The organism is Acidobacteriota bacterium (assembly GCA_035471785.1).
Classification (GTDB): Bacteria; Acidobacteriota; UBA6911; order RPQK01; family DATIPO01; genus JANQFM01.
This window is the reverse complement of sequence record DATIPQ010000038.1, coordinates 34,445-47,376: the sequence shown is the minus strand read 5'-3', so window position 1 is coordinate 47,376 and position 12,932 is coordinate 34,445. Positions and strand designations below refer to the sequence as shown.

9 protein-coding genes are annotated in these 12,932 nt (G+C 62.8%); 4 read left to right on the top strand and 5 right to left on the bottom strand.

The genetic code is table 11. The features are described 5' to 3' along the window. The first annotated feature begins 40 nt into the window (after nt 1–40). The 3 genes from VLU25_05945 (at nt 41) to VLU25_05935 (ending at nt 4,317) form a co-directional block, all read left to right on the top strand. Entirely contained in the window at nt 41–640 is a 600-nt protein-coding gene (locus VLU25_05945) for a hypothetical protein (protein ID HSR67465.1), read from the top strand. After that, complete coding sequence (locus VLU25_05940) at nt 637–1,365, top strand: methyltransferase (protein ID HSR67464.1); 729 nt, start codon at nt 637–639, stop codon at nt 1,363–1,365. Before VLU25_05945 ends, VLU25_05940 begins: the two co-directional genes overlap by 4 nt. A 195-nt stretch (nt 1,366–1,560) precedes the next feature. Continuing rightward, on the top strand, nt 1,561–4,317 hold the full coding sequence (locus tag VLU25_05935) for an ADOP family duplicated permease (GenBank protein HSR67463.1): 2,757 nt from the start codon (nt 1,561–1,563) through the stop codon (nt 4,315–4,317). Between the two features lie 157 nt (nt 4,318–4,474). Here the strand turns inward: VLU25_05935 and VLU25_05930 are convergent, their stop codons facing one another. After that, nucleotides 4,475–5,257, bottom strand: coding sequence for a VOC family protein (locus tag VLU25_05930; GenBank protein HSR67462.1), 783 nt, complete (start codon nt 5,255–5,257; stop codon nt 4,475–4,477). A 401-nt stretch (nt 5,258–5,658) separates the two neighbouring features. Between VLU25_05930 and VLU25_05925 the strand changes: the two genes are divergently transcribed. Next, nucleotides 5,659–7,164: a phosphomannomutase/phosphoglucomutase gene (locus VLU25_05925; GenBank protein ID HSR67461.1), complete on the top strand. Its 1,506-nt coding sequence runs from the start codon at nt 5,659–5,661 to the stop codon at nt 7,162–7,164. A 119-nt stretch (nt 7,165–7,283) separates the two neighbouring features. Here the strand turns inward: VLU25_05925 and VLU25_05920 are convergent, their stop codons facing one another. The 4 genes from VLU25_05920 to VLU25_05905 all read right to left on the bottom strand — a co-directional run bounded on the left by VLU25_05920 (nt 7,284) and on the right by VLU25_05905 (nt 12,845). Further along, nucleotides 7,284–8,120, bottom strand: a complete 837-nt coding sequence (locus tag VLU25_05920) for an acetyl-CoA carboxylase carboxyltransferase subunit alpha (GenBank protein ID HSR67460.1) — start codon at nt 8,118–8,120, stop codon at nt 7,284–7,286. A 90-nt stretch (nt 8,121–8,210) separates the two neighbouring features. Then, entirely contained in the window at nt 8,211–10,298 is a 2,088-nt protein-coding gene (locus VLU25_05915) for a S9 family peptidase (GenBank protein HSR67459.1), read from the bottom strand. Between the two features lie 303 nt (nt 10,299–10,601). After that, entirely contained in the window at nt 10,602–11,948 is a 1,347-nt protein-coding gene (locus tag VLU25_05910; protein HSR67458.1) for a PQQ-binding-like beta-propeller repeat protein, read from the bottom strand. A gap of 63 nt (nt 11,949–12,011) precedes the next feature. Next, on the bottom strand, nt 12,012–12,845 hold the full coding sequence (locus VLU25_05905; GenBank protein ID HSR67457.1) for a thioredoxin family protein: 834 nt from the start codon (nt 12,843–12,845) through the stop codon (nt 12,012–12,014). Nucleotides 12,846–12,932 lie beyond the last annotated feature (87 nt).

Sequence of the window (12,932 nt, the reverse complement as noted above, 5' to 3'; positions counted from 1 at the left end):
GCTGTTTTCGGCCTCGACCAGCAGTGGTACTCTCGTTGTCATGGAAACCGCCCTGGCCTCCCTGCGGCCTTATCACGTGATATTGGTGACGGGTCCTCAACGGTCGGGGACGACTTTCGCGGCCAACGTGCTGGCCGCCGAATTGGCCAGGCGCTACGTCGACGAGCAGGACGTCAGGGGCGATCCGCATCAGTGTCTGGCCCATTTGCTGCAAGCGGAGCAGGCGACGGTGGTGCAGTGTCCGGGCTGGAGCCGCTTCTGTCACCGCATGGGAAGCGGGCGCACGGCGGTGGTGTGGATGCGGCGTCCTCTGGAGGAGATCATCGCCTCCCAGGAGCGCATCGGCTGGACCGAGCGCTGTGAGGCCGCCGAGTTGGCCCGCTACGGCGTCACCCGGGGACCCATCGCCCAGGTCAAGTTCGACTATTGGCGGCGCCGCCAGAAGGCCGTCCTGGGTCCTCACGCTTTCGAGATCGAGTACGGGGCTTTGCGGGGCCATCCCATGTGGGTGCGCCGCTCCGGGAGGCGCGGCTTTGAGGCCAAGCAGATCGCGCCTGGGGAAGGGAATCTCCAGCCTCGGGGGCTGCCTGCGATCAGCTCGGCTGGGAGCCGCTCCGGCGACCCGGGAGGCGAGTCGTGAGGGCCGAGGAGGGACAGCCTCTCTTGCCCCGCGTCCACCCGCTGGTGCGCTGGTTGAGCCTCGTCTGGCTCAATTTGAAGAAGCCCTTCCTGACGCGGCGGGCTCGTGAAATCGTGTTGGAGAAGGTTTCAGGCAGGCCTTTTCTGGTGCTGCCTTCGGTGCTCAATCCCGTCATCTTCCGGGGCGGACGCTTTTTGGCGGAGAGCTTAGAGGCGATGCCCCTGGAGGAGGGATCAGGCCAGGCGCTCGACCTGGGCACGGGCAGCGGAGTGGGTGCCGTATTCGCCGCCGCCCGCGGCTTTCAGGTAACGGCGCTGGACTTGAATCCCGAGGCCGTGCGGTGCGCCCGCATCAATGTCCTGGTCAATGAGATGGAAGATCGCATCGAGGTGCTTGAAGGCGATCTCTTCGATGCGGTCAAGGGCAGGCGCTTCGACCTGATCCTCTTCAACCCGCCCTTCTTTCAGGGGACCCCCCGTGACGCCGGATTCGACTTGGCCTGGCGGTCTCCGCCCGATCTGCCTGACCGTTTCGCCCGCCAGGCGGCCCGCCACCTCGAGCCCGGCGGATGCATCCTGCTGCTGCTTTCCACAGACGGCGATCAGAGGGCCTGGATCGATCCGCTGCTGCAAGCCGGCTTTCAGGCCCGCCCCGCCGCCCGCCGCCACCTGGGCAGCGAGATCATGACGATTTTCCGTTTACAACTCCCCGGTGAACAGCCGTAAGTTGAGCTGCCGTCTCCCCTTCCCGTTTAGAGCGTCAAAGCCCACTTCGACAGCTTGGGATTCGAAGGAGCCGGGCAATGAAGTGAACAAAACCGGGTTACAGAGGGTAAAATTGGGTAAACGGAATCTGACGGGTCCTGCTGACAAGAGCGGAACCGGCGCGTCAAACTTTCGAGGAGAGCATTGAAGGTACGGTTGAAACGAACCCGGCTAGCCGAAGAGATGGCCCGCAGCCGCCTCTCGCAAAACGCCTGGGCGCGCCGCCTGGGGGTTAGCCGCGCCTACCTGTCGATGCTCGTCAACGGACGCCGCGACAATCCCAGCGCCGACGTGCGGGAGCGGATGCTGGAGATCTTCGAGCTGGAGTTCGACGATCTCTTCGAGGTGGAATTGCCCGACGAGCCGAAAGAGGCCGTACCGGATCACCGCCTGCATCCTTTCGAGTTCCCCGGCGAAGTCAAGGACCAGCCGCGCCGTCCTCCCTGGGAAGGAGACACCGTCATGCAGAGATTCCGTCAAGACCTCCGCCACGCCCTTCGCGTTTTGTCCAAACATCCGACCTTCACGCTGCTGGCCGTGCTGGCGCTGGCCATCGGCATCGGCGCCAATACGCTCATCTACAGCCTGGTCGACACACTGGTTCTGAATCCCTTCGTCTATCCTGAGCCTGACCGCCTGGTGGGCATCGGCACCGCCTTTCCCAAGACCAATCAGGAGATGAGCTTCATCGAGATTCTCTCGGCTCCCGAATATGCCGACGTGCGCGACAATATCTCCACCCTGGAGCACGTCAGCGCACTCGACCTGGGTCATCGGCACATCAGCCGTCCCGGCGCCGGCGCGTCGGAGAGGCTCTTTACGGCTTTCTGGTGGGGGGATCCCTTCCAGACCTTCGCCATGCTCCCGGCTCAGGGCCGCGGATTCCTGCCTCAGGAGGTGCAGTCCCGCGAGCCGGTGGCCGTCATCAGCTACCGGGTTTGGCAGAATCAGTTCGGGGGGCGGGAGGAACTGCTGGGCGACACCATCCTGGTGGACGGCGAACCTTACACCGTGGTGGGCGTGATGCCTCCACGCCTGCTCTTTCTGGGTACCGACTTGTGGCTGCCCATGTGGGCCGATCCCCAGGTTTTGCCCCGCAACCGGCGTCAGTTCGAGATCGTGGCCCGCCTCAAGCCCGACGCCACGCTCAGCCAAACCAATGCCGCTCTTGAAAACTTGGCCCGCGGCATCGAGGCCGAATACGGATCGGCCTTCAACGAGTACGAAGGCTGGTCGCTGCAAGCGCGTCCCTGGGGCGACGTTTTGCTGGGTTCCACCCGTCCAGCCGCCTATCTGCTGTTGGGCGCTGTGGGTTTCGTGTTGCTGCTGGTGTGCTCCAACGTCGCCAACCTTCAACTGGTGCGCTCGGCGGCCCGCAAGCGGGAACTGGCCGTCCGGGCCGCCCTGGGAGCGGGCAAAGGACACCTGATCAGGCAGTTGATGACCGAGAGTCTGGTGCTGGCGGTGGTGGGAGGCGTCGTGGGCATTGTGTGCGCGGTGGCGGGACTGCGCTTGCTGGCTCATTCCTTGCCCGCCAACATCGTTCCGCCGGGGGCCGACGTGGCGGTCAACGGACGCATTCTCCTCTTCAGCCTGGTGGTCACCTTGCTGGCGGCGGTTTTTTTCGGTATCGTCCCCGCCTTGCAGTCGGCTTCCGGAGGCACCCAAAGCACCCTCAACGCGGCCACCTCCCGCGCCTCGCAGAATCAGGCCGTGCGCCGTCTGCACTCTTCCCTGGTGGCTGTCGAAGTGGCCTTGGCCCTGGTACTGCTGGTGGGCGCCGGACTGCTGATGAACAGCTTCCTGAGGTTGCAGCGGGTGGATCCCGGATTTGAGACCTCAAACCTGCTCACCATGCGCCTGACCCTGCCCCGCACGAGGTACCAGGGGGAACAGGTGCCCGAGTTCTTTCAGCGCCTGGTCGACCGCCTCAATTCATTGCCCGGAGTGGAAAGGGGAGCTGCCGTCTCCCAGTTCCCGCCCAACGTCTTCTTCAGGCGCACGATTTGGATCGAGGGAACCGAGCCCTCCTCCGAGGGAGGCCTGCCCACCCCTTACCTGACCCTGGTCTCTCCCGAGTACTTCGAAACCATGGGTATTTCAAGGGTGCAGGGACGCGATTTCAATCCTTTCGACCTGCGCGACGGTCCCCCGGTCGCCGTCATCAATCAGGCCGCCGCCGAGCGCTATTTCCCCAACCAGGACGCCTTGGGCAAGCGTTTTAAAATAGGCGCCGCCGATAGCGAAGGGCCCTTCTGGGAGGTCATCGGCATTGTCGGGTCAACCCGCAATACGGGGCTGCAGAACTCGCCCGAGCCTGAAATCTTCGCTCCTCTGGCCCGGGTCCCCGAATGGAACCAGCATTTCCTGGTGCTGCGGACGGCCGACAACCCGTCCGGCCTGCTGCCAGGCATCCGCAGCGAACTGCGCCAGATGGACCCCGATCAGCCCGTTTATGCCATTCAGACCGTGGAGGAGAGTTTTGCCAACAACACCGCCACCGAGCGTCTGGCCACCTACCTGCTGCTGCTTTTCGGCGTGATGGCGCTGATCCTGGCCGCCGTCGGGATTTACGGTGTGGTCTCCTATGCCGTCAGCCGCAGGACTCAAGAGATCGGCGTGCGCATCGCCCTGGGCGCCGACAGCTCCGAAGTGCGCCGGCTGGTGGTGCGTCAGAGCCTGTTGCCGGTAGCGGCCGGTGGGCTGATCGGAGCCGCCTTCGCTCTCCTGTTGGGGACCATGATGGAGCGGGAGCCGTTCCTGTCGCGGCTGCTCTACCAGGTCAGCGGCCATGACCCGCTGACGCTGCTGGTGTGCCTGCTGGTGCTGGGCACGGCGGCGGGATTGGCCAGTTATCTTCCAGCCCGCCGCGCCAGCCGTGTGGATCCGGCCGTAGCCCTGCGCTACGAATAGCAGCAGGGCGAGGCCGCCCTCCATAGCCATGGCCAAGGAGGCCGTATTTCAAGGGCTGCGTAAGTAGCGAACGCCCTCATGCCGCCGACAGCATTGGGCCTTCACCGCGGTCACTGAAACTTGTCGCGGGTGCGAACTCGTTGGCCACCTGGCGGCCCTAGGCCGGCTTCCAGAGCGCAAACCCGGCTCCGGTCGGATCCCTGAGCACCGCAAAGCGCCCCATATTGGGGATATCGCTGGCCTCTTTGAGGGTCTCGGCCTCCAGCTCCTCGGCCTGCTCGACCGAGGCGTCCACGCTGCCCACCTGGATGTAGGTCAGCCAGTAGCCGGCCTGATCAGAGTCTTCAGGCAGGGCCATCATACCGGCGGCGTCCTGACCGTCGGGGCGGCGGAAAAGGGTGTAGACGCCCATCGGACCCATGTCGGTATCCTTGGTTTGCCAGCCGATGATTTTCTGATAGAACTCCTTGCACTTGGCCTGCGAGGACTTGGGGACATGGACCTCGTTCCAGCAGAAGTGCCCGGGTGCGCTCCGTGGAGGCTGAGAAGGTTCCTGGCCCTGAGGAAAGCTGAAGGGAGCAAAGTAGGCTCCGCCCGGATCGCCGGCTACGCAGAAGCGCCCCACGTTGGGAATGTCCATGGGCGGCCGGGGAAGGGAACCGGCTTCTCTGACGATCGAGTCGGCCGCCTGATCGACGTCGTCCACGCTGAGATAGCCGATCCAATGGCTGGGAACGCCTTCCTCATCCATTCCCACCATTCCTCCGATATCCTGCCCGTCCGATTCGATCATGTGGTAAATGCCGATCTCCGGTCCCATATCGACCTTTTTGACCTTCCAGCCAAAGAGGCGGCTGTAGAAATGGATGCTCTTTTCAAGATCGGTCGTCATCAGGTCATACCAGACAAAACGCCCGCTCGCCGTTGTCGCTTGACTCATGTTTCTCCTTACTCGGACCTCCAGTTTTCAATCTAACAAAAATCCCGGTTGTGCAGAAACCTGGGTCTTTGTCGTCCCATTTGCTCACATGATAGCAGAGAAGTTTTTCTAACTTGCATTCTCAGGACCCCGCTTCAAGACGGCGGTTTATCAATGAAATTGTCCTCTGGGCTACCTTGAACCGAGAAGGCCGCCCCATTACACTTGACCCGTGTTTTGAGGACATGGTGCCGGCCAGGAAGCCCGGCAAAGGGTCATGCGGGCGCGTCTGGTTTCGTGGCGGGCCTTTCGCGGCTTGCACCTGTTTCCAAAGCGTGACCCTGACTCCGGGAATGGCACTTTGAGACGGTGGGAGCGGACGGCTAAAACGGTTTTTAATGATAGAGAGCGAGGACCGGCTTATGAGGTGGGACATCTGTGACGACGTGGCTGAAAACTCCTACGATTACTTCCAGCAGACCCTGATCACCGACAACGGCTTCCGCGAGTACGACGTGCGCTGGATCGTGGGCAAGGAGATCAACCCCAACGGCTTTTTCGTCATGGGACGCGCCTACGCCACGCTGCTGCAGAAGGACGTGGGCTCCAACAAGGCCATCGTGGGACACGACTTTCGCTCTTACAGTCAGGAGTTGGCGCGCAGTTTCACTCTGGGAATGATGGTTTCGGGCGCGGAAGTCATCGACGTGGGCCTGGCCCTGACTCCCATGGTCTATTACGCCCAGCATCATTTCAACGCCCCCGGCGGAGCACAGGTGACGGCCAGCCACAATGAGAACGGCTGGTGCGGACTCAAGCTGGCCGACGGGCTATCCTCCACGCTGGGGCCGGACGGCATCAAACGCCTCAAGCAAATCGTACACAGCGGCGATTTCGTCAACGGCAGCGGAAGCTACCAGAACTTCGACAATCTGGACCAGGCCTACCTCAGCGACATCGTGGGAGGCAAGAAGCTGGATCATCCCCCCAAGGTGGTGGTGGCCTGCGGCAACGGGACGCCGGGCCGCTTCGTCCCCGAAATCATCGAGGCCCTGGGCTGCCATGTGGTACGTCTGGACTGTGAGGCCGACTGGACTTTTCCCCGCTTCAATCCCAATCCTGAGGACGTCAAGTTCCTGCACGAGATCAGCCGCGTCACCATGCAGGAAAAAGCCGATATCGGCATCGGCATCGACGGAGACGGCGACCGGATCGGCGTGGTGGACGAAAAGGGCGAGGAGATCTACTCCGACAAGCTGGGGCTGCTGCTGGCCCGCTGGATGTCGGAAAAGTACCCCAACCGCATCGTGGTCACCGACGTCAAGAGCACCGGACTCTTCAGCAACGATCCCGTCCTCAACTCCAACGGCTACCAGTCGGTGTTGTGGAAGACGGGGCATTCCTACATCAAGGCCAAGGTGCGGGAGACCGGTGCCATCGCCGGGTTCGAGAAGTCGGGACACTGGTTCTTGAGCGAGCCGCTGGGCCGCGGCTACGACGATGCCGCCCGCTCGGCGGCGCTTCTGCTGCGCATGCTGGACGAATCGGGCAAGCCCCTCTCCCAGATGCTGGCCGACCTTCCCAAGTCCTACAACAGCCCCACCATCGGAGCCTACTGTCCCGACGACGAGAAGTACGAGGTGGTCGAGCACGTCACCGAGCAATACCGCCAGGACATGGAGAAGGGCACCGTTATCGGGGGCCGGAAGATCAAGGAACTGATCACGGTCAACGGCGTGCGTTTCGTTCTGGAGGACGATAGCTGGGGACTGGTGCGGGCCTCATCCAACAAGCCCTCGCTGGTGCTGGTGGCCGAGTCGGTCACCTCCCAGGAACAGCTCTACCAGATCATGGAGCATATTCAACAGCGCCTGGAAAAAGGCGGCCGAATCGGCGACTACGACCAAGAGATGCCCCAGCCCAAGTAACCGCCGGCAGTTCATTAAAACGCAACACAGGCCAAGTCCCGTGGGAGGCGCATCCCAGCGGCCCTCCTTGGCTAAAGCTATGGAGGGCTTCGCGATCCCACAGCGCTTCAAGTTCCGCCCTAGGGTTCCGAACTGGAGGCGACTTCCTCAACAAAAGCCCCCATCTTGCGGAACTTCTGGTAGCGCTCCTCCAGCCGCTCTTCCACCGTCATTTCCTGCAAAGCTTGCAGGTTCTTGACCAGCGCCTTTGAAAGCAGCTCCGCCGCCTCGTCCCAATCTTCATGGGCTCCCCCGGACGGTTCCGGCACCACCTCGTCGATGATGCCGAAGCGTTTCAGGTGGTCGGCGGTCAGGCGCAGGTTTTCGGCCGCCTCCTTGGCGTGGTCCTGATCTTTCCAGAGGATGGCCGAGCAACTCTCGGGCGAAATGACGGAGTAGATCGAGTTCTCAAGCATGAGGACGCGGTCGGCTACGCCTATGGCCAGGGCTCCGCCCGACCCGCCTTCGCCGATGACCGAGGCGATGATGGGAACCTCGAGTCCGGCCATGGTCCGCAGGTTGTAGGCGATGGCCTCGGCCTGTCCCCGCTCCTCCGCGCCCACTCCGGGATAGGCGCCGGGAGTGTCGATAAGGGTCAGGACCGGACGGTTGAATTTCTCGGCCATCTGCATGAGGCGGATGGCCTTGCGGTAGCCTTCAGGACGCGGCATGCCGTAGTTGCGGTGCAGACGGCTGCGCATGTCGCGGCCCTTCTGCTGTCCGATGACCATTACCGGCTCGTCCTCGAGATAAGCCATTCCCGCTACGATGGCGGGGTCGTCGGCGTACTTGCGGTCGCCGTGAACCTCCCGGAAGGAGGAAAAGATCCGGCGGATGTAGTCGAGCGTATAGGGACGCGATTCGTTGCGCGCCAGCAACACCCGGTCCCATGCCGTCACGCCTGCATGCTTGCCCAAGGCCTGCCTCCTTCGGTTAAAGATGCCAACCATAGCATAGCTGCGCAACTCCCAACTCCCAATTCCCGACTCGCAAGCGGCGAATCCGCTCTAACGCCCCGAGGTCTCCTCCATCGTTCCTTCTTCCTCCAGGTAGCGGTCGAACCACCCCGAGATGTGCAGCATCTTGGAAAGGTGATGGCTGGGCCGACCAGCGATGCCATGCGATTCGCCGGGGACGCGCACCAGCACCGCCTCCACCTTGAGCAGCTTGAGGGCCGTGTAGTATTGCTCCGACTCCGACATGGGGGTGCGCCAGTCCTCCTCGCCGGTGATGACCATGGTGGGCGTGGTGACGTTCTTGACCACCGAGAGCAGGGAGCGGCTCTCGTAGTGCTCGGGATGATCCCAGGGCATACCCGGGAACCAGTACTTGACGCCGAAAGAGGCGATGTCGGCGCTCAGCACCCAGCTATACCAGTTGATCACCGGATAGTAAGAGACGGCGGCCCGAAAGCGCTGCGAGCGCCCGATCATCCAGCAGGTCAGCACGCCGCCCCCGCTGCCGCCCCCCACGAAGACCTTGGAAGGATCGACGTAGCCTTGTTCGATCACGGCGTCCACTCCCGAATCGAGGTCGTAGAAGTCGTCGCCCGGGTAGGCGTGGTGTATCAGGTTGCCGAACTCTTCTCCGTAGCTGGTGCTGCCGCGGGGATTGGCGTAGAGCACCACGTAGCCCTTGCCCGCCAGCACCTGCTTTTCAAGGTCGAAACGGGGGCCGTAGGCGGCGAAGGGTCCGCCGTGGATCTCCAGCACCATGGGGTACTTGTTGGAGGGGTCGAAGTCGGGAGGCTTGATGATCCAGCCCTGGATCTTGCGCTGATCGTGTGAGGACTCCCACCAGATCTCTTCTACCTGGCCCAGGTCGCGTTGCGCCATCAGGTCGTCGTTGACGCCGGTGACGAGACGGGCTTCGCTGTCCGCCGAGGCCGCCGCCACGTCACCCGGACGGTCGGGGAAAGTCTGGGAGAATGCCATGTGTCCGCCGGACGCCAGGCTGAAGCCCGCGCCGCCGGCGTAGGCTGAGCGCCCCGTCCCCAGGTCGGAGAAGAGCGTCTTGATCTCACCCGGCTGCCAGCCTCGCAGGGGCAACAGGGCCAGCTTGTCGACCCCGTGTTCGGTGTAGGTGAAGAAAATGCCTTGACCGTCCGGCGCCCAGGCCGGATTGCTGACGTCCTGGTCCAGCGCCGAGGACACCAGGGTGGGTTGGCTGCCGTCCCGGTTCATGACGTAAAGCTGGGTCAACTGGTATCCCTGGGAACGGTCGTCGAAGCCCAGGTAGGCGATTCTCTCTCCGTCGGGCGAGATGGCCGGATTCTGGTCGGGTCCCTCGCGGTTGGTGAGCGCGCGCATGCTGCCGTCGGCCAGCGCCACCTCCCAGATCTCCGAATCCAGCAACTCGTATTCCCAGTCGTCGCGGCGGTTGGCCGCAAAGAGGAGGTGCTTGCCGTCCGGGGTCCATACGACGTCGGCTGCAAGGAAGCCGGCTCCGCCGTGGTGGTAGTCGCCGCTGGTCAGTTGGCGGGCCGTCCCGCCTTCCGCCGGCACCACGTGGATGTGGGCGTACCCGTGAGGCAGGTAGCCTCTGCCGTCGAAGCGGTAAATCAAGCTGTCCACCACCATGGCCGGCTCGGCCCACTCGGCGCCGGCTGGCGGTGAAGGCATCTCGGCGATTTGTGGACCCTTGGAAGGCACCAGGGCGATGAAGGCGATTTGCGATCCGTCGGGGGAAAAGGCCGGCGCCCGGGGCGGCGTCTGCAAATGGGTGAGGACGCTCTCCAGACCGCTGTCCATGTAGCGCAAGTGAATCTGGGGCGAGCCGCTGCGGTCTGAGACGAAGGCCAGCCGCGTTCCGTCGGGCGACCAGCGGGGGCTTCCGTCGCTGTAGCGTCCGCTGGTCAGCGGACGGTGCCTGCTTCCGTCGAAGTTGACGATCCACAGGTTGGAATAGGTGCGGTCCTTCTCGATGTCAGCCCAGCGACGCACATAAACGATCTGCTGCCCGTCGGGCGAGATCTGCGGGTCTGAAACGTATTCCAGTTCAAAAACGTCGGTAGCAGTCAGCCCTTGGGCGGCCGCCAGCGAGGCCGCGCTCAACACCAGGATGGCGGCAACAATCAGTCCTTTGGCAACTCTCATTGGAATCTCCTCCTGCCCCTGATTCTGCCCCCTCCTCGGCCCCTTGGCAACTCAAAGCGCCGTTCCGTCCCCGCGGACTAAATGGCTGGAGACAGATTGAAACGTTCGCATATCTCCAGAGGAGAGGGGGCCGGGCTTGGTCGGCGAAGATCCGGTAGATGAAGAGGCGGACTTGGGGGCAAGCTGTTTGCTACTGGCTCATGACTGGTCTCCTGACCGATGGTGGGGATCGCCGCCAAAATGCGCCTCCCACCCGGAGTGGTTGCATCCTGCTTGCATGCTGTGAGGCCGCCTGCCGGTCGACTACTCGGAGGCTTCGATGCAGTAGAGGTGTTCGAAGCCTCTCAGGAAGATCTGGTTGCCGACGATGGCCGGCGAGGCGTCGATACGGTCGTCCAGGGGGTTGCTGGCCAGCACCTTGAGTTCCTCGCCGTGCTCGATGACCAAGGTCACGCCGTTGCGTCCCGTGATGTAGACGCGTCCCGCGGCGCCCACCGGCGACGCGTACACGCCCTGAATACCGTCCAGGCGGACAGGACCGAAGTCGGTAGCTCCCGTCTTGGCATCGAAGCGGGTCAGGATTCCGTTATTGCTCTTGAGGATGTAGAGCCCATCGCCGTAGAGCAGAGGCGAGGGAACATAGGGCGTATCGCGGTCATAAGACCAGATCACGGCCCCGCTTTCCTGAACGTTTCCCTTGGCCTTTGAAAGGTCGATGGCCTGCAGGGCATTGCCGCGGAATCCGCTGGTGACATAGACGATGCCGTCCCCGTGCACGGGGGAGGGAATGGTGTTGACCGTCATGCCGCTGCTCTCCCACACCAGGGTGCCCGTTTCCAGGTCATAGCTGCGGACGCGGTTGGTGGCGTTGACGATGACTTGGTCGCGACCGTTGACGTTGGCCACCACCGGAGTGGCCCAGGAGGTCGGTTCGTCGCGCGCCGCTCTCCAAATCTCCTCGCCGCTGGACTTGTCGAGGGCCACGATGAAGGAATCGCCTTCATGGTCCCAATTGACCACCAGGTACTTGCCGTGCAAGGCGGGAGAGGCGCCTTCGCCGAAGCCCAGGCGGGTGCGCATGTCGCCCAGGTCCTTGTTCCACAGCGGACTCCCGTCCAGGGCGTAGGCATAGATTCCTTGGGAGCCGAAGTGGGCGATGACCACCTCGCCGTCGGTCACGGCCGATCCTGAAGCCCAGGTTCCGTCGGGATGGGTTCCTTCGTGAGGAACGGCCTCGCGGGCGACTTTTTGCCAGGCCAGCGATCCGTCGTCCCGGTTGACGGCCAGCAGGATGAACTGGGTGAGCGCCGGACTGGGGCCGCGGCGGCGCCTTCTCCCCTCCTGCGGTTCGCTTTCCTCATCGGATTCGCCGACCACAACGGCAGTGGTGAGAAAGACCAGGTCTTCCCAAATGACCGGAGTGGAACTGCCGCGTCCCGGAATATCGAACTTCCAGCGCAGGTTTTCCCGCTCGCTCCATTTCAGCGGCGGGTCGGACTGGGGAGCCACTCCAGTCGCCTCGGGGCCTCTCCAGCGAGGCCAGTTCTGGTCGGAACTCTCTGCGGCGGCCAATGAGAGAGAAGCGGCCAGCGCGGCCAAGGTCAAAAAGAGAATAACGGCGAGCGGCAAGTAAGGCGAACGGGTTCTCATGGTCCTCCCTTTCACGAAGGTGTCTCTGTCAGGTTGGGCCGGTCAGGCCGGATGAGAGGGGCTTTAAAGACCGGCCAGCAGCTTGGCCAGGCTTTCTTCGGGTTCATTCCAATCGTCTCGGGTCAGGCGGCCGACTTCCTCGCCGTCCTGCAAGACCACAGTAGTGGGGACGCTTTCCAGCTTCTTCTCGATGGCTTCCGGGTCTTGCCCGAAGGCCGGGGGACGGGGGATGCCGTAGTATCGAAAAGCGATATCCGAGTCGGAGAGCACTTCCTCGATCTTCATCATCTCGGGAACCTTTTTCTGGCAATGAGGGCACCAGGATCCGAAATACGTCACGACCTCGACCCCTTTGCCCCGCGAGTAGCTGCGGACCCGCTGCAGGGCCTCCGTCTCGGCTTCATACTCAGCCTGCCGCTCACCCCAGAGAACGTCGAAGTCCCGTATGTCTTGACTGGAGATGAAGCCCAGCAAGTCCTGCTTGGCCTGCATCTTCAAGTCGTGGCCATCGAAAGTGAAGCCGACGGCGGTCCGGCTGACCTCGAATTGCCCCTCGTCTTTGAGAGTGTAGTCGGAGGCCAGTTGAGCTTGATCGGTTCCCACCGTCAGGTGCTGGGAAGCGATCGAGGACACCGAATTGCCCTGCAATTGCAGAACGATCACCTCATCGAGCTGAGGCGAGCGGATCAAAAAAGCCCTGGGCTGGCTGGACTGGTAAACCTGAGCCTTGCGGTCGACGGAACCGTCGATGGAAATGTCGATGGTGCCAATGCGGACGAATTGCGAGAGACGGGCGTTGGAGTGGTCGTCCTGAGCCGGCAGCCACTGAAGATTCGACAAGAGAAGCAGCAGGAGAACGACGAAGAAATCGAGGCGTTTGCAATCAGGCATTTTCATGAGCGGCTCCCAAGGATGCTTTCCTTCATTCGGGCCCTATTATAGCCATAGATCCTCCCCTCGGGTTGAAGTTGCGGGAGGCCCGAC